20 protein-coding genes are annotated in these 22481 nt (G+C 57.7%); 8 read left to right on the forward strand and 12 right to left on the reverse strand.

Translation table 11 applies throughout. The annotated features are described in order from the left end of the window. Positions 1 to 108: 108 nt before the first annotated feature. Positions 109 to 2028: an elongation factor G gene (locus tag AC2D8P_RS02915; RefSeq protein ID WP_484700285.1), complete on the forward strand. Its 1920-nt coding sequence runs from the start codon at positions 109 to 111 to the stop codon at positions 2026 to 2028. A 67-nt stretch (positions 2029 to 2095) separates the two neighbouring features. On the opposite strand, the gene tal is transcribed toward AC2D8P_RS02915, so the two are convergent. Next, positions 2096 to 3070 (reverse strand): transaldolase, encoded by a 975-nt coding sequence (tal, locus tag AC2D8P_RS02920; protein ID WP_484700287.1) that lies wholly within the window; start codon positions 3068 to 3070, stop codon positions 2096 to 2098. Positions 3071 to 3135: 65 nt separating this feature from the next. After that, positions 3136 to 3816 carry a ribulose-phosphate 3-epimerase gene (rpe, locus tag AC2D8P_RS02925; RefSeq protein WP_484700289.1) on the reverse strand — a complete coding sequence of 227 codons (681 nt, stop codon included), beginning with the start codon at positions 3814 to 3816 and terminating at the stop codon, positions 3136 to 3138. 151 nt (positions 3817 to 3967) lie between these two features. On the opposite strand from rpe, the gene deoC reads away from it, so the two are divergent. After that, positions 3968 to 4972 (forward strand): deoxyribose-phosphate aldolase, encoded by a 1005-nt coding sequence (gene deoC / locus AC2D8P_RS02930; protein WP_484700290.1) that lies wholly within the window; start codon positions 3968 to 3970, stop codon positions 4970 to 4972. 3 nt (positions 4973 to 4975) lie between these two features. After that, positions 4976 to 7327, forward strand: coding sequence for an aldehyde dehydrogenase family protein (locus AC2D8P_RS02935; RefSeq protein ID WP_484700292.1), 2352 nt, complete (start codon positions 4976 to 4978; stop codon positions 7325 to 7327). Between the two features lie 83 nt (positions 7328 to 7410). Here the strand turns inward: AC2D8P_RS02935 and AC2D8P_RS02940 are convergent, their stop codons facing one another. Beyond that, positions 7411 to 8085: a DUF1523 family protein gene (locus AC2D8P_RS02940; protein WP_484700293.1), complete on the reverse strand. Its 675-nt coding sequence runs from the start codon at positions 8083 to 8085 to the stop codon at positions 7411 to 7413. Between the two features lie 7 nt (positions 8086 to 8092). Then, positions 8093 to 8368 carry a hypothetical protein gene (locus AC2D8P_RS02945; RefSeq protein WP_484700295.1) on the reverse strand — a complete coding sequence of 92 codons (276 nt, stop codon included), beginning with the start codon at positions 8366 to 8368 and terminating at the stop codon, positions 8093 to 8095. A gap of 72 nt (positions 8369 to 8440) precedes the next feature. On the opposite strand from AC2D8P_RS02945, the gene AC2D8P_RS02950 reads away from it, so the two are divergent. The 4 genes from AC2D8P_RS02950 (at position 8441) to AC2D8P_RS02965 (ending at position 12879) form a co-directional block, all read left to right on the forward strand. Further along, positions 8441 to 9427 (forward strand): P1 family peptidase, encoded by a 987-nt coding sequence (locus tag AC2D8P_RS02950; protein WP_484700593.1) that lies wholly within the window; start codon positions 8441 to 8443, stop codon positions 9425 to 9427. A gap of 63 nt (positions 9428 to 9490) precedes the next feature. Continuing rightward, entirely contained in the window at positions 9491 to 10030 is a 540-nt protein-coding gene (locus AC2D8P_RS02955; protein ID WP_484700297.1) for an RNA polymerase sigma factor, read from the forward strand. After that, positions 10027 to 12027 carry a vWA domain-containing protein gene (locus AC2D8P_RS02960; protein WP_484700298.1) on the forward strand — a complete coding sequence of 667 codons (2001 nt, stop codon included), beginning with the start codon at positions 10027 to 10029 and terminating at the stop codon, positions 12025 to 12027. The genes AC2D8P_RS02955 and AC2D8P_RS02960 overlap by 4 nt, the downstream gene beginning before the upstream one ends. Before the next feature lie 189 nt (positions 12028 to 12216). Continuing rightward, entirely contained in the window at positions 12217 to 12879 is a 663-nt protein-coding gene (locus tag AC2D8P_RS02965; RefSeq protein ID WP_484700300.1) for an SOS response-associated peptidase, read from the forward strand. Here the strand turns inward: AC2D8P_RS02965 and AC2D8P_RS02970 are convergent. The 7 genes from AC2D8P_RS02970 to AC2D8P_RS03000 form a co-directional block, all read right to left on the reverse strand. Beyond that, positions 12876 to 13616: a glutamine amidotransferase gene (locus AC2D8P_RS02970; protein WP_484700302.1), complete on the reverse strand. Its 741-nt coding sequence runs from the start codon at positions 13614 to 13616 to the stop codon at positions 12876 to 12878. The two genes, AC2D8P_RS02965 and AC2D8P_RS02970, sit on opposite strands and share 4 nt — an antisense overlap. Positions 13617 to 13747: 131 nt before the next feature. After that, entirely contained in the window at positions 13748 to 14209 is a 462-nt protein-coding gene (locus AC2D8P_RS02975) for an Hsp20 family protein (protein WP_484700303.1), read from the reverse strand. Between the two features lie 127 nt (positions 14210 to 14336). Then, on the reverse strand, positions 14337 to 15086 hold the full coding sequence (locus AC2D8P_RS02980; protein ID WP_484700305.1) for a trypsin-like serine peptidase: 750 nt from the start codon (positions 15084 to 15086) through the stop codon (positions 14337 to 14339). Positions 15087 to 15169: 83 nt separating this feature from the next. After that, the gene (locus AC2D8P_RS02985; protein WP_484700307.1) at positions 15170 to 15985 is read right to left on the reverse strand and encodes a trypsin-like serine peptidase; all 816 of its coding nucleotides are present in this window, start codon (positions 15983 to 15985) and stop codon (positions 15170 to 15172) included. Between the two features lie 98 nt (positions 15986 to 16083). Continuing rightward, the gene (glcF, locus tag AC2D8P_RS02990; RefSeq protein WP_484700310.1) at positions 16084 to 17373 is read right to left on the reverse strand and encodes a glycolate oxidase subunit GlcF; all 1290 of its coding nucleotides are present in this window, start codon (positions 17371 to 17373) and stop codon (positions 16084 to 16086) included. 3 nt (positions 17374 to 17376) lie between these two features. Further along, positions 17377 to 18474 carry an FAD-binding protein gene (locus AC2D8P_RS02995; protein ID WP_484700313.1) on the reverse strand — a complete coding sequence of 366 codons (1098 nt, stop codon included), beginning with the start codon at positions 18472 to 18474 and terminating at the stop codon, positions 17377 to 17379. Between the two features lie 8 nt (positions 18475 to 18482). Beyond that, positions 18483 to 19922: an FAD-linked oxidase C-terminal domain-containing protein gene (locus tag AC2D8P_RS03000; RefSeq protein ID WP_484700315.1), complete on the reverse strand. Its 1440-nt coding sequence runs from the start codon at positions 19920 to 19922 to the stop codon at positions 18483 to 18485. A 122-nt stretch (positions 19923 to 20044) separates the two neighbouring features. Here AC2D8P_RS03000 and AC2D8P_RS03005 point away from each other — a divergent pair, with 122 nt between their 5' ends. Then, entirely contained in the window at positions 20045 to 20401 is a 357-nt protein-coding gene (locus AC2D8P_RS03005) for a hypothetical protein (protein WP_484700317.1), read from the forward strand. A gap of 7 nt (positions 20402 to 20408) precedes the next feature. Here AC2D8P_RS03005 and AC2D8P_RS03010 read toward each other — a convergent pair whose 3' ends face one another. Then, entirely contained in the window at positions 20409 to 22481 is a 2073-nt protein-coding gene (locus tag AC2D8P_RS03010; protein ID WP_484700318.1) for a hypothetical protein, read from the reverse strand.

Raw genomic sequence — 22481 nt, forward strand, 5'->3', positions numbered from 1 at the left:
CTTGGGGTGAGGCAGTTTCAATATCCGGCCAAATGCGTGCACAGCTCATCGTCACGCCGCTTATCCGTGCAGTCGAACAAATCGAAGGCAGATACAGGAGAGCCTGACATGAGAGTATTTTCCGTCATTGGACCATCACAATCCGGCAAGTCTGCGTTGATCTCGGCGCTTGTCGGGTTGGAAGGCAGGCCGGGCAAGACAATGTCCGTTAAGGGTGTGGCTGACGTCACCAAATTTCAATTTATGGGGGATGACTGGGCGGCGCTAGATTTCGCGGGCGGGCCTGATAACCTTGCCAATGTCGGACCAGCCTTGGCAGCCTGTGACGCCGCGGTCCTATGTATCCCTGCAGATACAGACGCCGCTGTATTATGTGCCCCTTACCTGCGACTGCTCGAAGAATCCGGCATTCCCTCTATCCTCTTCATCAACAAGATCGACGCAGCCGCAGAACGGATGAGCGAGATCGTCGCAGCCCTGCAAACCTTCTGCAGCCACAGTATCGTGCTTCGCCAAATTCCTTTGCGCGACGGCGATCAGGTCATAGGTGCCATTGATCTGATTTCTGAGCGCGCCTGGAAATATCAGGAGGGCGAACCATCTGCCCTAATCGAGCTGCCACAAGAGGCCGAAGAGCGCGAACAAGAGGCCCGGACAGAGCTTCTGGAATCCCTGGCTGATTTTAACGACACCTTACTTGAGCAGCTGATAGAGGATAAACGCCCCGCCACCGATGAGGTCTATGATGTCGCGACATCCGTTTTGCAGCATCACGATCTGGTTCCGGCACTTCTGGGGTCAGCGCTTCATAGCAATGGCATCATGCGTCTGATGAAGTCTTTAAGGCACGAGGCCCCAAGAATTGACCAGACCAAGGAACGGCTTCAGGATTTAGGGAATGTTCTGGCCGTCGGATGTCTGGCCGACATGGCCAAACATTTGGGAAAAACTGTTCTGATTAGAGGGTTTGCAGATGGGTTGAGCGGCGGCAGTTCTATTGCCGGTGACACTATTGGCAGCCTGACCGACATTGATGGCAAAACCGCGATCCCGTCGCTGCGTGCAGGTGAAATAGCCCTGACCGTGAAAACAGATCACCTGAATCTGGGATACGGATATTCCGCTGATGCCAATATCACCCTGCCCAATTGGGCGGTGCCTCGTTCAGCGGCGTACCAGCGTATCATCACCCCAACCAATGAACGCGATGAAACCCGGCTGTCCAATGCACTGTCGCGGCTGTCAGAGATCGAACCGGGCCTCAGCGTGGCACAGGACGAACAGACAGGTCATGCACGCCTGACACTGCAAGGTCCACTTCATCTGCGCCGCGTGGTTGGAAAACTGTCCGATAGCTTCGGCATCCAGGTCGAGGATGCGCCAGTCCCCCCCGCCTTGCGTGAAACCATTTCCCGAAAGGTTGAAAAACATCATCGCCACCGCAAACAATCCGGCGGGGCCGGTCAATTTGCCGATGTCCTGATCGAACTCAAACCCGAACCACGCGGATCAGGCTTTTCATTCTCAGACATCGTCAAAGGTGGCGCTGTTCCAAAGAACTACATCCCATCGGTAGAGGCCGGCGCGCGCGACGCCCTGCTTGTCGGGCCAAACGGATTTCCGGTGGTCGATGTCAGTGTGCTGTTGAAGGACGGCAAGCACCACGCCGTTGACAGTTCCGACTATGCCTTCCGCACCGCCGGCAAAAACGCGGTTCGCGAGGCGATAGATGAGGCTGGTGCCAAGGTCCTGCAGCCGATCATGAGTGTCAAAATTCATGTCCCATCCATCTATTCGGGTGGCCTGGTCCCCATCGTCAGCGGGATGAAGGGGCAAGTGTTGGGATTTGAAAACCATCCAACGGCTGCCGGTTGGGATGTGTTCAACGCGCTCTTGCCAATCACCGCCCAAGATGAACTATTTGGGGCATTGGGTGGTGCAACACGCGGCACAGCCTGGTTCGAAATCGAATTTGACCACTATCAAGAGGCCCGACGCGAAGATCTGGCAGCACTTGAGCTGGCCTAAGAGGAGCCCGCCTAAAAAAGAAAGCCCTGGACCATATCCAGGGCTTCTTCATTTTCTGTTGTGATTATCAGATCATGTCGGCAAGGATAGCTTCCAACTTCTCGCTATCGGCGGCAAAGCCGCGAATGCCCTGCGCCAGCTTTTCGGTCGCCATGGCATCGGCATTCATCTGCCAACGGAAATCGCCCTCGCTCAACGGGGTGTCTTGCGCTTTGGTTGCACCCGCATCTTCCAGCATGCGCGGCAATTCAGCGGTTTCGCCTTCCATCTCGTCCAACAAGGCTGGGCTGATGGTCAGCCGATCACAACCGGCCAGTGCCTTGATCTCTCCCGCGTTGCGGAAACTGGCACCCATGACCACCGTCTTGAACCCGTGATCCTTGAAATAGCGGTAGATGTTGGTGACAGAGACCACGCCCGGGTCATTTTCCGCCGTATAGGTCACATCCGGGTTCGCAGCTTTGTACCAGTCCAAAATTCGCCCGACGAAAGGCGAGATCAGGAAAACCCCTGCCTCTGCACAGGCACGGGCCTGGGCAAAGCCGAAAATCAGGGTCAGGTTACAGTTGATGCCTTCTTTTTCCAGCTGTTTGGCAGCGCGGATCCCTTCCCAGGTCGCCGCAACCTTGATCAGCAGGCGGTCTGCTGCCACACCCTGATCAGCAAACATGGCCACTATCTTGCGGGCCTTTTCAATCGTGCCGTTGGTATCAAAGGACAGACGCGCATCGACCTCTATCGATACACGGCCCGGCACCAGATTGACGATCTCTTTGCCAAACCCCACGCCGATCTGGTCAATCACTTCGGAAATCACCTCGGCCTGTGACAGACCGTTGCGATCCACCCGGCCAATCGCCGCCCGAACCAGATCGGCATATTCCGGCATCTGTGCGGCCTTCAGGATCAGGGATGGGTTGGTTGTGGCGTCAATCGGGTTCAGACGCTTGATCGCGGCAATATCGCCGGTATCGGCCACAACGACGGTCATGTCGCGCAACTGGTCCAGAACGGAATGGGCGGGGGAAGAGGCATCAGCCATTTATCTTGTCCTCAAATCTGTGATCGGCCAGAGTTTATCGCCCCAGCCAAGGGAAGGAAAGCGCCTTAGCCCGCTACAGCGGCCCGGATCGCACGGATATTGTCACCATATGGGGTCGGATTAGACACTGATCCACCCTTGAACACGGCAGAGCCTGCCACCAGCACATCAGCACCTGCATTGGTCACGATTGGCGCGGTTTCGGGTGTTACCCCGCCATCGATTTCAATGTGGATCGGTCGATCGCCGATCATGGCGCGAAGTTCACGAATTTTTGCCGACATGTCGATGAATTTCTGCCCGCCAAAGCCGGGATTCACCGTCATCACACAGATCAGATCGGTCAGGTCGAGTAGATGTTCAACGGCGCTGGCAGGGGTGCCCGGGTTCAGCGCGACGCCAGCCTTGGCCCCTGCCCCGCGAATGGCCTGCAACGTGCGGTGAATATGCGGCCCTGACTCGACATGGGCGGTGATGACATCGGCACCAGACTCGGCAAAGGCCTCGATATACGGGTCCACCGGGGCGATCATCAGATGCACATCCATGACGCCCTTGATATGCGGGCGGATCGCCTTGCAGGTCGCCGGGCCAAAGGTGATGTTTGGCACGAAATGCCCGTCCATGACATCCACATGCACCCAATCGGCGCCCTGCGCCTCCACCGCTTCGCACTCCAGACCGAAATTGGCAAAGTCGGCAGACAGGATGGATGGGGCAATTTTAATGGATCGGTCAAAGGACATGTGGCAGTCTCCAAGGGCAGCTTGCCCTCTCGTATCGCCAATCGTTTGGCTTGAAAAGGCGGTTATGTGCATCAAGTCTTGACCAAATGGTCAAACTTGCAATAACGGCAGGGCCATGACACGCTTTAACCTCACGCAATCGGGGGAATGGATGCAAACCAAAGAAACGATTCAGGCAGCAACGACTTCGGTTGCCCGCTTGCCTCAGGTTCACCTCCCCCGGAATCCCGGCATGCCGCTGGATCTGGATTGGGTGGCCGCTGTTCAGGTGAACACCTCGGCCGTGGAGCGCCGCGCCTCCACCCTGCCCGGCCGCCGCACTGTAAAGAAAGACTATCAGGCCGCGTGGCTCTTAAAAGCTATCAGTTGTATCGACCTGACCACGCTGTCGGGCGACGACACTGTGGGCCGTGTGCGCCGGTTGTGCGCCAAGGCCCGCCAACCCGTTCGTGCCGATTTGCTGGCCGAACTGGGCATGACCGGCCTGACCACCGGCGCCGTCTGCGTCTATCACGACATGATCGAAACCGCCGTTCAGGCGCTTGACGGCACCGGCATCCCGGTGGCCGCCGTTTCCACCGGTTTTCCCGCTGGTCTGTCCCCCTTCCACCTGCGCGTGGCAGAGATCGAGGAAAGCGTCGCCGCAAGCGCCAAGGAAATCGACATCGTCATTTCCCGCCGCCACGTTCTGACCGGGAACTGGCAAGCGCTCTATGATGAAATGGCCGAGTTTCGCCGCGCCTGCGGGGATGCACATGTAAAGGCGATCCTTGCCACGGGCGAATTGGGCACGCTGCGCAATGTCGCGCGGGCCTCACTGATCTGCATGATGGCCGGGGCCGATTTCATCAAGACATCGACCGGCAAAGAAAGCGTCAACGCCACCCTGCCGGTCACACTGGTTATGATCCGGGCCATCCGCGACTATTATGACCGCACCGGATACCATGTCGGCTACAAACCTGCAGGTGGAATATCCAAGGCCAAGGATGCGCTGAACTACCTCGCCCTGATGAAGGACGAACTGGGCCACCGCTGGCTGCAACCTGATCTTTTCCGTTTCGGCGCATCGTCGCTTTTAGGCGATATCGAACGCCAACTCGAACACCACCTGACCGGCCGCTACTCCGCCGCTCACCGTCATGCGATTGGGTAACTTATGACCATCAAAGAAATTTTCGACACAATGGATTACGGCCCTGCCCCCGAAGACGCCAAACCGGCTCTAAAATGGATCACGGACCGTGGCAGTAATTTTGGCCATTTTATCAACGGTGCATGGACCTCTCCGGCAGAAGGCTTTGAAACGCGCAACCCAGCCACAGGCGAAACGCTCGCATCCCTCTCCCAAGCCACCCACGCCGACATTGATGCCGCCGTCGCTGCGGCGCGCAAAGCGCAAAGCCCATGGGCAAAATCCGGCGGCCATGCCCGCGCCCGCGTTCTGTACGCCCTTGCCCGCCTGATCCAAAAACATGCCCGTCTGTTCGCGGTGCTGGAAACCATGGACAACGGCAAACCCATCCGCGAGAGCCGCGACATCGACATCCCACTGGTGGCACGACATTTTTACTATCATGCGGGCCTCGCCCAATTGATGGAGGCAGAACGCCCCGATTTGGAACCCGTCGGCGTTTGCGGCCAGATCATCCCGTGGAACTTCCCACTGTTGATGCTCGCCTGGAAAATCGCTCCCGCCTTGGCCGCAGGCAACACCGTGGTTCTGAAACCCGCCGAATACACCTCGCTGACCGCGCTTCTTTTCGCGGAAATCTGCCAAGAGGCCGGCGTTCCCAAAGGCGTCGTCAACATCGTCACCGGCGACGGCGCCGTGGGCGAAATGATCGTCACACACCCCGATATCAATAAAATCGCCTTCACCGGCTCCACCTCTGTCGGTCGCCGCATCCGCGAGGCCACCGCCGGGTCCGGCAAGGCGTTGACCCTGGAACTGGGCGGAAAATCCCCCTACATCGTCTTTGACGATGCCGATATCGACAGCGCGATAGAGGGGCTGGTTGACGCGATCTGGTTCAATCAGGGCCAAGTCTGTTGCGCAGGCTCCCGCCTTTTGGTGCAAGAGGGCATTGCCGAGCGATTTTACACCAAACTTCGCACCCGCATGGATGGGCTACGCATTGGCAATCCGCTGGACAAATGCATCGACATCGGCGCGATCGTTGACCCGGTGCAGCACCAAACCATCACCCGCATGGTGACTGAGAGCGGCCCGGAAGGTACCGTCTATCACGCCAACACCCCCCTGCCTGACAATGGCTGTTTCTATCCGCCCACCCTGATCACCGATCTGCACACCAGCGCGCGGTTAATGCAGGAGGAAATCTTTGGCCCGGTTCTGGCCTCCACCACCTTCCGCACCCCGGCAGAAGCGATCGAGATTGCCAATAACACCCGTTATGGCCTTGCAGCCACGGTCTGGACGGAAAACATCAACCTTGCGCTGGATATCGCGCCGAAACTGGTCGCAGGAGTCGTCTGGGTGAACGCCACCAACCTTTTCGACGCAGCCGCAGGCTTCGGCGGTGTACGCGAAAGCGGCTTCGGGCGCGAGGGCGGCTGGGAAGGCCTTGCGGCCTACACCAAACCCAAAATCGCGATCAAACAGTTGACCCCGACCCCCCCGGTCGCAGCCCCTGCCAAGCCAATGACAGAGGGCATCGACCAGACCGCCAAGCTCTATATCGGCGGTAAACAGGCCCGCCCCGATGGCGGCTATTCCACGCCAGTTTGGTCACCCAAGGGCAAATTGCTGGGCCATGCCCCGATTGCCAATCGTAAAGACGTGCGAAACGCGGTCGAAGCCGCACACAAGGCCAAAGGCTGGGCCAAAACCACCGGCCACCTGCGCGCGCAGATCATGTATTACATGGCCGAGAACCTGTCAGCCCGCGCAGGCGAATTTGCCGCCCGCATTGATGCGATGACCGGCAAGAAACAGGGCACCAAAGAAGTCGAAACCTCGATTCAGCGCCTCTTCACCTACGCCGCCTGGGCCGACAAGTTTGATGGTCAGGCGCATGGCGTCCCGATCCGGGGCATCGCACTGGCGATGAAGGAACCGGTGGGCGTAATCGGCACCCTCTGCGCGGATGAGACGCCGCTCCTGAGCCTGATCTCCGTCATGGGGCCAGCAATGGCAATGGGCAACACATCTATCCTCGTCGCCTCCAACCCCTATCCGCTGGCCGCTACTGATTTCTATCAAGTTCTGGAAACATCAGATGTGCCCGCCGGTGTTGTGAACATTCTAACCGGCGATCACGCAGAGCTTGCCAAAACCCTGTCTGATCACATGGATGTGGATGCGGTCTGGAACTTCTCCTCGGCTGACATTTCAGGCGACATCGAACGCCGTTCCGCCGGCAACCTGAAACGCACCTGGGTGAATAATGGCCAGTCGCGCGACTGGTTCGGCCCCGCAGGCGCGGGCCGCGAATTTCTGGAACACGCCACAGAGGTCAAAAACATCTGGGTGCCCTACGGGGAATAACCCCAGCTTTCTTTTCCAGCTTTCTTTTTTTTGGTAAAAAATACGCGCGCCGCAGGCCTGAAATCCCCATCCGGGGATTTCAACTACTCTCGGCGAGACAGACCCAGACGCGCCTTGGTCCGGTTCCACCAACCGCTGGCGCGATCTTCAACCTCGTCCCAATCGGCCATGGCCTCGTCCATTGCAGGATCGATCTTGCGTTCTCGAAACTGTCGCCAAGCGGCGCGCAAAAACAAAACCCCAACGATCACAAAGATAAAGAAGAAGATGTTAAACCACGGAATTACCGTCGCATCGGGGCCAGAGACCGGCTTGATCCTGACCGCATTGGGATAGATGCTCAGGATCCGGTTGCGCCAGCCATAATGGGTGATCACCACCCATTGTTCGTCATTCTGATCCACGCTGGCGGCGGCTTCGGCCTGCAGGTCCGAACTGTCAAACTTGAAATAGGGCGGCCAAATCCAGCCCGTATCCTCGTTGCGATACACCATCACCTCTGTCGCGTCACGCGATACGAATCCCAACAGAAATGTTTTCTTTTTCTCGGTATTGATCAGCCGCAAATCCCGGGTCTGCAGCTGCGCATTCCCACTATCGGCCTGCGCATAAAAGACCTCGTTATACCAACTGAAATCAGTACGAATGATCTCTGTCGAGGTGACACGCACAATGTCATGTTGGGGCAGCACGTAATGCATAAACCCACCAAGCAGCACAAAAACAGCAATCTTCAGATAAAGCCCAATCCGTTTCATCTGGTCCTCAATTAAAATTCGTTATGATGAATATAGTTACGATTACAGCAATCGGAACGATATAGACCAGCCAGATCAGCTTTTTTCTGAACCCACGCTCATATTCTTCCATGCCCGACTGCAAAAACACCTCGCGGTCGTCCGGCACCGCCCCTGATCTATCTTCTGACGCCCATTCATTTTCCAACTTTTCTCGGCGAACTGACCGGGAATAGAGCGAAACCAACCAGTAGATGGCCGTCAGAACCACAAACCCAATAATCAGTAGCTTGATAAACCCCACGAAATTGCCTGCCTTGTTCCTTCACCCTTCGCCCGCTAGCCTGTCAGACAGCAACGCAAGAGACAATCCATGCTGAAACCCGGCCCGACAAACTCGATCTCCGATATAGATGGCCTGCTTGTGGGAAACGCGCAAGATGACGGGCTGAAATCCGGCGTCACGGTCCTGACCTCTGATCAGCCCTTCACCGCCGGGATATCCATCATGGGCGGCGCGCCCGGAACCCGCGATGTCGCGCTGTTGGCCCCGGATAAAACCGTGCAACAGGTCGATGCACTGGTGCTGTCGGGCGGTTCCGCCTTTGGGCTCGACGCCACCTCTGGCGTGATGGAGGGTTTGCGCGCAGACGGTCGGGGGCTCGCCGTTGGGACAGTCCGGGTGCCCATCGTGCCAACCGCTATCCTGTTCGATCTTCTGAATGGCGGGGATAAGGAGTGGACGGAAAACCCTTACCCCGCACTTGGCCGGCAAGCATACGAAAAACGCGCCGCAGAATTTGGTATAGGCAGCATCGGCGCGGGCACCGGGGCCACGACTGCTGACCTGAAGGGCGGATTGGGCACGGCTTCAATAATCCTGCCATCCGGCCACATGGTTGGCGCGCTAGTCGTGGTCAACGCATTGGGTTCAGTCGTGGGCAACAGTGGTCCACATTTCCACGCTGCCCCATGGGAACTGAACCGCGAATTCGGCGGCCTCGGCCCGGCACCGTCCCATGATCCCACGCAACAGCCCCCGATCAAATCCGCCCCCGCTAGCAACACCACCATCGCCATTGTCGCAACCGATGCGACGCTAGATCAGGCCCAATGCACCCGTGTGGCCACCGCTGCCCATGATGGCATGGCGCGGGCAATCCAACCCTCCCACACACCGATGGATGGCGATCTGATCTTTGCGGCCAGCACCGGGCAGCGCCCTGTCACCGCCGAAGACCTGCTTTGGATTGGCCACGCCGCCGCCACCTGCCTGACCCGCGCCATCGCCCGCGCCGTTTATACCGCCACACCTGCGTCGGGCGACTTGGTTCCATGCTGGGCAGACAAATTCGCAGGTTAGATAAATATTTTTCCCCTTTACCAAGGATTGACCTTTGCCCCGCGTCCAACAATCGTGATGCGTATGACGGTGACAGATGAAGAACTGGCCTTAGCGGCCGCCGGTGGGGATCGGCAGGCTTTCTCAAGCCTGCTCTCACGCCATTATGACCGCATTTACCGTTTGGCCTATCGTCTGACCGGCGCGCAGGCAGAGGCAGAGGATTTGACGCAGGACATCTGCATGGCCCTACCCGGCAAACTCGGTGGGTTTCAGGGTCGGTCTCGCTTCACCACTTGGCTTTACCGCGTCACCGTCAATGCCGCCCATGATCGCCGCCGCCGCACCGCCACTTACACGCGAGCATCCGAGGGCTGGGGCGATTGGGAAATTGGCCGCCGCGCCAGCGTCGCAGAGGCCCAAGACGCCGCCACCTGGTTGGAAACCGCGATGCGCGCCCTGCCCCCTGACCTGCGCGATACCGTTGCCCTGATCCTGGGCGAGGAACTGACCCAGAAAGAAGCCGCCAAAGTACTCGACCTGTCTGAAGGGACCATCGCCTGGCGCATGTCAGAGGTCAGAAAACACCTGCGCCACCAGTTTGAAAAGGAGGCAGAGCAATGACAAATGATCCGCTCGACGCCCTCAAATCCGCCTTGCAGGACACGCCCGCGCCAGACGCAAACGCCAAGGCGCGCCATATCGCCATGGCAGAGGAAAATTTTGCGACCTTCCAAGAAAATCGTGACCGCGCCCGTCCCACTTCTGATCGCCCCCAATCGGCGGGGCTCTGGACAGGAGTGAAAACCATGCTGAATTCCCTGACAACCCGTGGCGCCCTGACCGCCACAACCAGCCTTGCGGCCCTTGGGCTTGTTGCGTTCGTCATTTTACCACAGGGGGGGCTCAATACTCTGACCGGGCAGAGAGAAACCCTACCGGCCATTCCAACCTCCGTTGACGAAACAGAAATCGCATCTGCACCCATTACCGTAGAACGCCAGGAAGCAGAGGCCAAAACCGCCCTGCGTAATCTGGCAGACAGCTCAAGTGAACAAGACCTTATGATGGCCGAAGAACCCGTCATGGTGGAACCACTGATCGTCGGCGACGCGAGCGAGGCTTTTGCAGCTGCGCCCGCGGAATCGCGTGGTCGTGCCGCGCTAGAGTCTCTTGCCTCACCCGATCTGAACGCCCATTTCGACGCACCAGCCATCCAGCCCGAGCAAAACACCGAGGCCTTCGCCAATGCTGCGCCCAACCCGGTAAAAGTTACGGCAGAGGAACCGGTTTCCACCTTCTCCATTGATGTTGACACGGCCTCCTATGCCGTCATGCGCTCGTCCCTGATGAACGGCTACCTGCCCAACCCCGATGCAGTACGGGTGGAGGAGATGGTGAATTACTTCAACTATGACTACCCCGCCCCGGATGGCGAGCACCCCTTTGCCACCTCCGTGTCGGTCACCCAAACCCCTTGGAACACCGGCACCCAGCTGGTGCAGATCGGCATTCAGGGCGAATTGCCCGCCATTGACGACCGCCCGCCCCTGAACCTCGTCTTCCTGATTGATACCTCGGGGTCCATGCAGGACGCCAATAAACTGCCGCTGTTAATCCAAAGCTTCCGCCTGATGTTGAGTGAGCTGAACCCGGACGACCGTATTGCCATCGTCACCTATGCGGGCAGCGCGGGCCAAGTTCTGGCCCCCACCCAGGCCTCTGATCGCACCACTATCATGGCCGCGTTGGAACGTCTGTCGGCGGGCGGCTCGACCGCCGGTCAGGCCGGGCTGCAACAGGCCTATCAGGTCGCGGGTGACATGGCAGAGGACGGCAACATTTCCCGCGTGATCCTTGCCACGGACGGTGATTTCAACATCGGCATTCATGATCCCGAAGCTCTGAAATCCTTCATCGCCGACAAACGCGACAGCGGAACCTACCTGTCTGTGCTGGGCTTTGGTCGTGGCAATCTGGATGACGCCACGATGCAGGCGCTGGCGCAAAACGGCAATGGGCAGGCCGCCTATATCGACACGCTGCGAGAGGCTCAAAAAGTGCTGGTTGATCAGTTGACCGGCGCGCTCTACCCCATCGCAAATGACGTCAAGATACAGGTCGAGTTCAACCCGGCAGCCATCGCCGAATACCGCCTGATCGGGTATGAGACCCGCGCACTGCGCCGCGAAGATTTCAACAACGATAAAATCGACGCGGGCGAAATTGGCGCAGGCCACACAGTGACAGCGATTTACGAGGTCACGCCCGTTGGCTCTGATGCCATCGTGAATGATCCGCTGCGCTACGGTGAAACCGCGCTCGCAGGTGACGCCTCTGAACTCGGCTACCTGAAACTGCGCTACAAACAACCGGGTGCAGCAACCTCGACCCTGATTGAAACGCCAATCGCCCTTGGTATGGCAGAGGCCAGCGCCGACGCCCGTTTCGCCACTGCCATTGCAGGCTTCGGCCAACTGTTGCGCGGTTCAGATTACCTCGGCAACTGGTCCTATGCAGACGCCATTGCCTTGGCCGAGGGCGCCCGCGGCGCAGACCGTTTTGGCTACCGGCAAGAGGCTGTCACCCTAATGCGCTTGGCTGAGAGCCTGTCAAACTAAGGCACCGCCCTTCCTTTCGCCAAAAATACCTTGGGGTGAGCGGCGTCACGGAATTGACCCAGTGAATCAATTCAGCCGCGCTCGGGCGGAGCCCCGGGAAAAGGAGCAGCGCCCCTTGAAATCAAACCGGGCCGCAATCCCCTTGCGGCCCGAAACTCTTTCCCGCAATCTCTAACCATGTGCGGAAGAATGATAGCCGGCCCCTATAAATGGGCAGAGGTGTTCGAGATCCTTCAAGGCTTTCTCGACACATTGCATCTTGATCCCGATGCCCCGCAACCCGCCTGTGGCTTCAACATCAAACCCACACAACAAGTTCCGATCATCGCAGCGAGCAAGGGCGAGATGCTGCTCACCACCGCACGCTGGTGGTTCGTGCCCCATTGGCACAAGGGCGATGTGAGGGATTGGAAGGCCACAACCTTCAACGCCAAAATCGAAACCGCCGCCGAAAAACCGACCTTCCGCACAGCCTGGCGAGATGGCCGCTGCCTGATCCCGGCGCAGGGCTATTATGAATGGACAGGGGCCAAGGGGCAAAAACAGCCTTGGTATATCGCGCCGCAAACCAATCAGCCGCTGTTTTTCTTTGCAGGGCTTGCATCGTCACTGGCCGATGGCACCCGAACTTGCGCAGTTCTGACCCGCGCGGCCCTGCCCCAGATCAGCCACCTGCACCCCCGCAGCCCGGTCATGCTGGCGCAAGAGGAACTTACCCCCTGGCTATCTGGTGTGGTCGGGACAGAAATCGGTCAGTCATGGGAGGGCCGCATGTCCCATCACCCCGTCCGCAAATTCGGGCTATACGATGATGGCGAGGACCTGATCGAACGCGACGGTTTCTCCCTTTAGCGCTGATATCGTGCTACAAAGTTGCGCAAAATTCGTTCGGGCATGGTCACATCCGCTGCCCGACACATGTCGATCAAAGCCTCTGCATCCTCGGGGGCAAAATAACCTTTGTGCTTGTAGATACCTATCCGCACTTCGAACCCGGCCGCATCGGCCTCTGGGTGAAACTGCGTGGCATAGACATTCTGGCCAAACCGGATCATCTGATAGGGGCATGTGGGCGAACTGACAAGATGCACACAGCCCGGTGGTAGCGCCTGAACAGCCTCTTTATGACCGACAAAGGCTTGAAAAGACAGGGATATCCCTGCCATCACCGGATCATCCTCTGCCCCATCGACAATCGAACAATTTGCGGTGCCGACGCCCTCTGAAAACTGCTCTTTGCTGACCACACCACCCAGATGGTGACCCAGAATACCGATCCCATAGCAGCACCCCATATAGGGAAAGTCCCGGGTCGTGATGTCCGGCATCAAACCCAGAACAGCGGCCTCAATCCGGGCCTCAACAGCACTTTTCTTTGCAGGATCGTCGCTGACACAACCCGGGCCACCACCCACGATCACCCCTGAATAGTCATCAAGGTTCAGATCGTCAGGCAAATCCACCTGATCCAGCCGCACGCGCACGGCCTGATCGGCGCGCAATCCACCCTTTTCAAGGATCGCCCGAAATTCATCATCAGAGGCTTCATCCTCTGGTCGCAATTGCAGGATCAGAAAGGGTTTATTCACGTCTCAGGCTCCGGTTCAGATCGGCCCAACTCACATAAAATCATACATCCCGTCAACCAGCACGCCCCCCCATACAAAAAAGGTGCGCCACAAAGGGCGCACCATCCAGCCACAGGGAAGAAGCAACTGGATTATTCTGCGGCTTCCAGCACTTTCGTGGTCACAGACTCACCGCTGGAAATGGCAATTCGGCGTGGCTTTAACGCCTCGGGGATTTCGAGCACCAGATCGATATGCAACATTCCGTTCACATGGCTGGCACCGTTGACACGCACGTGATCGGCCAGATGGAAGCGGCGTTCAAAAGCACGGGTCGCAATACCGCGATGCAGATAGGTGCGTTCGGGCGCATCATCATCCTTGCGGGCCGCAACAATCAGGGAGTTATCCCGCACTTCGACGTTCAACTCATCCTCGGAAAAGCCGGCAACAGCCACTGAAATCCGGTAAGCGTCATCTGCAGTTTTTTCGATATTATAAGGGGGGTAGGACACTTTGTTGACGTCATTTGTCAACACGCGGTCCATCAAATCAGCCATTTGGTCAAAGCCGACCGAGGCGCGGTAAAGGGGGGAAAGGTCAAAAGCTCTCATAGGTCATCCTCCATTGAGCGATAACGGATATGGCCCTCCACCATGGACGGGCCTAGTGAATCGCCCGGCCCCGCAACGCGGCGACCGGACAAGACAGAGATATGATACGATTTCAGCGCTTCAAGGGTCAGGGTTTGACAAAAAGCGCCCCGGTTCCGGAATTACGCTGACCACTGATCAGTCTTGTCGGGTTGGTGTTCACTTCGACATGGTTTTCCACCACATCTCGACCGGTGCGCAGGGCCTCTCTCAATTCAGCCACACGCGAGGGCAGTTTCATCCCCACGGATCGGTCATTGCGTCCTATTTCACTGCCGGAAATGATTGAAACAATCACCGGCCTGTAGCCGGATGTATCAAATACCGGGGAACCTGACGCGCCAAAATCACTTAAACAGTTGAACACCAGCAATGCGCGGTGTTCTTCCAGCAGATTGCACCCCCGCTGCCAGGACAAAACCTGATCACGTCCGCGGGCATAAGATATCAGGCTGACCTCCCTTAATTGCCGTGCCTTGGCGACGTGAAAGGCCGAAATCACCGATGACGGTACCGGCTCTGACAGCTGCATCAACGCCACATCCACGCGCACGCTGTCATAGTCATTCTCTGCGCTGTTTCGGTAGCCCGGGTGGGTCACAAAGCGTTTTACACGTCGTTCCACGATGGAAGTCCCATTGCGAAACCCCGCGCGAAACGTGATCTCCGCCGGATCTGCGTGCGTGTCCGATTTGCGCGCCTCATACAGGCAATGCGCGGCCGTCAAAACCAGATCGTAATCGATCAACGTGCCGGTACAATAACCAGATCGCCCAACATCCACCCGACCCACGGCTTTCCACGCGCCCAGCTGATCTGCGCGCTCCAAGGGGACCAAGTGACTGCTTTGTGCAAATGCTGCCTGTGTGAAAAATATGCTAACAATGACGGATAATAGACTGATAATATTTATTTTAATTTTCATGGTTTAACAAATTTTGCTCCTGTTTGCGATCTGCTCGCATCTGGTGCGATCCGTTCAGATGTGGATACGCTGGTCGTGGCATTTCTGGGGCTTGTCAGCATCGCCTCCATTACCTCATCCAATGCCAATCCTAATGAGGATCCCAAGGCCACGCGTCGCTCCCCAATCTCTGCCTTGGCGGACACCACAGATACGATACGCGCCACGCCATCTTGGATCGCAAAAACCGGCGCCCCGGAGGATCCGAAATCCACGTCACATGACAGCACGATTGATCCAAAGCGTCGCGCCAACACATGGCAAGGCTCCTGCAATGAGGGCGTATCATCCCGGTCATGCGCATAAGAGACAACACCCACAGCGTCCCCCTTGTTTGGGGTTCGAGAGGTTTCAAACGGAATGACACGCCCATTATCGATGGGACGATCCAGCCTCAAAAGCGCCAGATCGTTAATCACCTGCGGGCGGCCCTCCGCACTGTAATTGTATCCCGGATGCGGAACAGCGGACCGCACAGATCGATAGGCCGCCGCACGCCCATGACGCAAACCAGCTTGAAATTCGATCTCAGAGGCCGGCACCAACCGATGGTTTTCGCTGTCATACAAACAATGCGCCGCTGTCAGAACCAGATCAGGTTCAATCAGCGCCCCGGTACACATGCCGCTTCCTGCAAAATTGATTCTGCCCACAGCTTCCCAACCGCGGCTGTCGTCACCCGTCAAAAGCTGTCTGAGCGGTGCCGGAGATTCCGCACTCGCGCTACAGGTCAACCCTGCAATCATCAGAAATAAAACGACAATTCTCCGCATAACTACTTATACACCATTTCGAGTGCGCATTACACTCCCGTGTCTAATGGTGCCATTGGGCAGGATTAAGGCAGCTTTCTGGTATCCGAGGTGGATCGTTATCCCTGCTGCAACGCTCTGGGCCTCGGCCCGCCTGTCGCCCAATCCAGCAATTCGACTGTGTGAACCACCGGAACATCTGTTCCCGACCCGATCTGAACCATACAGCCGATATTGCCCGCCGCGATAACATCGGGGTTTTTGGCTTGCAGATTGTCTACTTTCCAGGTTTTCAGCTGCGCGGATATCTCGGGCTGCATCAGGTTATATGTCCCGGCAGAACCACAGCACAGATGGCTGTCAGCGGGTTCCACCACTTCAAAACCGACACGTTTTAACAATGTTTTCGGTGCTGCCTTCACCTGTTGGCCATGTTGAAGCGAACAAGCCGCATGATAGGCCACGCGCATCCCTTTGGCCTGCCCTTCTGGCAGATCGATCCGGGACAACAGTTCCGAGATATCCACTGCCAAACCCGAGATTTGCGCTGCAGCCTCTGCCACCGGATGATTGCGCAACATATGGCCGTAATCCTTAACCGTCGTGCCACATCCCGAGGTGTTGATCACGATCGCATCCAGGCCATCGCCATCAACCTCTTTCATCCAGGCGCGGATATTTGCCTGCGCCGCGCTGTGGCTGTCAGCCTCACGCCCCATATGATGAACCAGCGCGCCGCAACACCCGGCACCCTTTGCCACAACGACCTCGCACCCCAATCGGCGCAACAAGCGGATCGTGGCGTCGTTGATATCGGTGTTCAGCGCCTTTTGTGCGCAGCCTGTCATCAGCGCGACGCGCATTTTCCGTTCGCCCGTGGCCGAAAACACCTGTGGCCGGTCATTCGGGCTGACAGGCGGTATGTGTTTGGGCGCCATATCCAGCATCGCCCGCAGGCGCGGGTCCGGCATGAATCGTGCCAGCGGTCGCGTCAACCGTGCCCCCATCAGGGCCAATCTGAACCGCCCGGGATAGGGTAAAATCTTTGCCAACATCCAGCGCAACAGCCGGTCCATGACAGGCCGGCGATAGGTCTGTTCGATATGCGCGCGCGCCTGATCCACCAGATGCATGTAATGCACCCCCGACGGGCAGGTCGTCATACAGGCCAGACAGCTAAGGCACCGATCAATATGTTTTACGGTTTTCGCATCCGCCGGCCGATCGTTTTCCAGCATATCCTTGATCAGATAAATCCGCCCACGCGGGCTGTCCAATTCATCGCCAAAGACCTGATAGGTCGGACAGGTCGCGGTGCAAAATCCGCAATGTACACAAGATCGCAGGATTTCATTCGCTCGTGCGATATTGGGGTCTTTCAACTGTTCAGGGGTGAAATTTGTTTGCATAACCTACCCCATCAATCCCGGGTTCAGAATGCCCAGCGGGTCAAACTGTGCCCTAATCCCTGCCGAGATTTTTGCCAATGCCGCCGGTTCAGGCTGAAACACCGGATGGCCCGTACCCTGCACCAGCATATGATGCCCGCCCAAGGCGGCATTCACGGCACGCATATCCACATCTGTGCCGACCCGCGACCAGACCAGCCCGCCACCCCAGTCAATCACCTGTGCGGCCTCGTCCGGCCCATTTAACGCCACCAAATCTGTCGGGCGGATATGGCTTTTCCAAAGGTTGCCCTGCCCCTGCGCCAAGGGGTCGACATCGCGGATCATGGCCCACAGGTTCTGGTTATCCGCAGCATCCCACACAACCTGATCGGGCGAACCCATTCCCGCAATTTGCACGATCTGATCTGCGCGATACCTGACAGAGTTTTCAAACCCTTCCAGCCGCAACACCGAGACAGGGGCACCATCATCACCGGTATATCTGGCCGCGCCGCTGACCTCATATGGCGATGCCAGCGCTTTGGTGAACAGATCAAGTGAGGGTTTCATGCCCAACCCTTGCCAGACCAAACTGGCCACCGCTTCTGGCTTGGGCAATACCTTGAACGACAGCTCTGTCAACACCCCCAGGGTGCCCCAACTGCCGGTCAGCAGCTTGACCAGATCATAGCCGGTGACGTTTTTCATCACTTGGCCACCGTTCTGGATCACATCGCCACGGCCATCAACAAACCGCACACCCAGCACGAAATCCCGGCATGCGCCCACTTTGAACCGCCGGGGACCAGAGACATTTCCTGCTGCAACACCGCCGATGGTCGGCGCGCCCTGTGTTCCCAGCACCCTACGATGATCCATCGGTTCAAAGGCTAGCATCTGTCCCTCTGCCGCCAGGGTCGCTTCGATCTCTGCCAGGGGCGTTCCGGCGCGCGCCACCATGGTCAGCCCGCCGGGATCATATGATGCGATCCCGGTCAGGGCTGACATATCCAAGACGTCCACCCCATCTGACCGCTGAACCGACCGCGTCCCCCCGCCGCGGATCCGCACCCCGCCGGTTGCCGTACGGATCGCCTCTGACACTTCTGTCTCGTTCATTGGTCGGATCATTCTGCGGCCACCTCCGCGTTTCGGGTGATGTCCAGCGGGAAGACCTTACCGGGATTAAGCAGCCATTTCGGATCAAACACATCCTTGATCCGCATTTGTGCTTCCATGTCGGCCAGGCTGTACTGCACCCCCATCAGGTCGCGCTTTTCTATGCCGACACCATGTTCCCCGGTCAGACAGCCGCCGACCTCCACACATAGTTTTAAAATCTCTGCGCCCAGCGCCTCACAAGTTTCCAGCTGCCCGGGTGTGTTGGCGTCAAATAGGATCAGCGGATGCATGTTGCCGTCGCCAGCATGAAAGACATTGGCGACCTTCAGACCAAATTCGTCAGACAGCTCACCAATCCGTTTCAACGTGTATGGCAGTTTGGAGACAGGCACAGTTCCATCCAGACACATATAGTCATTGATCTGCCCCATAGCGCCAAAGGCTGACTTGCGCCCCAACCAAATTAGGGCACTTTCCTCTGCACTTTGGCTTTCACGCAGTTCAACAGGGTTCAAGCCGCTAGCAATGTCAGTGATGCGGTCCAACTGATCATCAATTTCGGCCTCTGATCCTTCGACTTCGATAATCAAAAGCGCCTCACACATGGGGTATCCTGCACCGGTGAATTTCTCGACCACTTCGATGCAGGGTCGGTCCATATATTCGATCGCCACCGGCAACACGCCGGACCTTATGATTGCCGCCACGCATTCCCCGGCCACCTCGGCGCTGTCAAAACCGATCATCACCGGACGCGCGCCTTCGGGCTTGGGCAGAATGCGCAACGTGGCCTCAGTCACCACGCCCAGCTGCCCTTCTGATCCGCAGATCACCCCCAGCAGATCCAGACCAGACGCATCCAGATGGGCCCCGCCGATCTGCAAAACCTCGCCTGCCATTGTCACCATCGTGACCGCCAAAAGGTTGTTCGTCGTCATCCCGTATTTCAGACAATGCGCACCGCCGGAATTCATCGCGATATTGCCCGCGATAGCGCAGGCCAACTGGCTGGACGGGTCCGGCGCATAGAAAAAACCCTCACCCTCCACCGCGCCGGTCACAGACAGGTTTGTCTTGCCACTTTCGACCCGGATAAACCGATTGTCGAAATCAACCTCCAACACCCGGTTCATGCGCGCGATGCCCAGAACAACGCTGTCAGCGTTGGGCAACGCCCCACCAGCCAAAGAGGTGCCCGACCCGCGCGGCACCACGGGAATACCGTTCGCATGGCAATACTTTAATACCGCGACAACTTCGTCGGTCGACCCCGGCAGAACCACACACAGCGGCGGGCAACGATAGGCGGTCAGCCCATCACATTCATAGGCCTTGACCTCGACCTCCGCATCAATCACCGCCAAGGCGGGCAGCAAAGCCCTCAAATCCCGAACAATTTCGGATTTTCGCAAGATTACAGATTGATCTGGTTGCGGAAGGTCCATCCGATTTACTCCCTGCAATAAACATATTGGTAAACTTATTTAACCAATTTATGATTAAGGTGCAAGAGCCGGAAATACGCGCCTCTCTTTATTGCCCACGCAATTAGGCTTAGACTGTGCGAATGAAACCTCTCATTGCAGCCTTCATCCTCGTCCCAACATTGGCCCATGCTGATCCGGCAAGTATCGAAGATGTGACAGCAAGTCATCAAGGTGATCGGTTTTGGACATTCCATGTCACGGTTCGTCATGATGACACGGGCTGGGATGATTACGCCGATGGCTGGCGCGTTGAACAAATCGATGGCAAGGTTTTAGGCGAACGCGTGCTCTATCACCCGCATGTGGATGAACAGCCCTTCACCAGATCACTGTCCAATGTCGAAATCCCACAAGAGGTCACAACCGTCGAAATTCGCGCCAAAACCCTGACCGAAGGCTGGGGCGATACGACATTCAGCGTGAATTTGACCGATTGATCCCCCTTTATCGCCGCCCTTCGCGCAGCCATCCCAGGATCAACAGGCTGGAGGCCAGGATCAGATAGGCCCAAACCGGCAGGAGCGGCCAGATTGATACGCTTTGGGTGACATAGGCATCTCGGGGCACCAGGCCTAACCAACCACGGCCCGCTGCCACCCGGCCCTCTCGTGCGTTACGCAGGCTTGGCAATCCGTCTTCGATCCGGGCGACACCGCCATTCGCGGCCTCGATAACAGGCATCAGATCATCGCTGCTGGCAATCGTTTCGATAAATTCACGCGGGGAGGCAGGGCCGAGCGCGGCCACAGCCTCCATCTCCCCCGATCGCAAACGATAAAGCCCCAGTTCGGCGCCTTCATATTGCGCCTCAAACCGCCCCGGGCTGACCTCAGAAAGCGGCAAGGTCTGCGCCTGACCATCCGGCGCGATTACCGTCAGGTCTTCCACCTCCTCCGACAGGGTTCGGCGAATAATCTTCATGCTTTGGCCTGTCGCCTCTGCCCACAGGGCCTCCTCTTCCAGTTCCGGTTCTTTCAACATCCAATGGGCCAGACGGCGCAGCAGTTCCAAATGCGGCCCCCCGCCCTCAAACCCACGCGACCACAGCCAGCTTTGGTCAGACCCCAACAGGGCGACCCTGCCCTCGCCGATCCGGTCCAGAACCAACAGCGGCGTGCCCTCGGCACCTGTCATAACGGTCTGCGCCTCAGGGTGAGCCTGCAATTCGATCTGGCGCAGCCAACGCCCCCAAATCGGCCCATCCTCAACAAACGGACCCGGCGCATAACTGCGCAGATCGGCGGTGACCGGATGCCGCAATCCCAGATCAGACACTTCGGGCAAGAACCCTCGCTCCAGCAACCGCGCCGTTGGCCGGGCCGGCATCACATTTGCCAGATCAGAATGATAGAGGCTCTCTGCCCCGGCAAAATCCGGGCCTGCGGCGAACAAGACCGCCCCGCCATTTTCCACATAGTTGCGAACGTTGGACAGATAGATTGACGGCAAAATTCCCCGCCGCTTGTAACGGTCAAAGATGATCAGATCGAACTCATCAATCTTTTCCAAAAACAGTTCGCGCGTGGGGAAGGCAATCAAGGACAGCTCGCTGACTGGCACACCAACGCTTTTTTCTGGCGGGCGCAGAATGGTGAAATGAACCAGATCAACGGAACTGTCTGATTTCAGCAGGTTACGCCAGGTTCTTTCCCCGGGATGCGGGGCGCCTGACACCAACAACACGCGCATCCGATCCCGCACACCATTGATCCGGGCAACAACAGAGTTGTTGCGCCCCGTCAGTTCACCCTCCAGCACCGGCGTTGACATTTGCAGCGTATTGATCCCCCCATGTGGCAGGGTTAGGGATAAATCCACCGAGCGCCCCACCGGCACCTGAAATCTCTGTGGGTCGCCTGCATCGACCGTGATCTCAATATCGACCAGCCCAATGGACGCCTCATCAAGGCCCAGATCATCGACCTGCACCGTTATTCCAACCGGTTCCCCCAAAATGGCAAAGGGCGGCAGCGTCAGGATAGACAGCCGTCGATCGCGATCAGACCGCTTTCCCGTCATCATCAGATGGAATGGGGCTGGCATATCGGGGGCACGGTGTAGATCGCGCACTTGACCATCACTGATCAGAAGAACCCCCGCCAGACGATCGGCTGGGATGGTGACCAACGCATCGGCAATCGCCGACATCGCCAAGGTTCCCTGATCATCAACGCTGTCATAGACAGAGATTTCCCGCAAATCCGTCCGGCCCCTGTTGGCAATGGCGCGGCGGATATGTTCGGCGGCCTCTTCGGTCTGCTGATCCCGTCCGCCAATGTTCTGACTGGCGGTCCGATCAATGGCCAGCAGCACGATATCATTCAGGGGGTCACGCTCTTCTTGCTGAAGCGATGGGTTGATCAGCACAGCCAGCAACACAGTGGCCGCCAAACCGCGCAAGGCCCAACCGCTTTGCCCGCGCCACAGCGCCACGGCCAAGACCACAGCCAACATCGCCGCTAGCCCTGCAATCATCACCAGGGGGATCAGGGGATCAATCAGGATCATCCGCGCCAT

This window comes from Roseovarius sp. YIN77 (assembly GCF_057219155.1).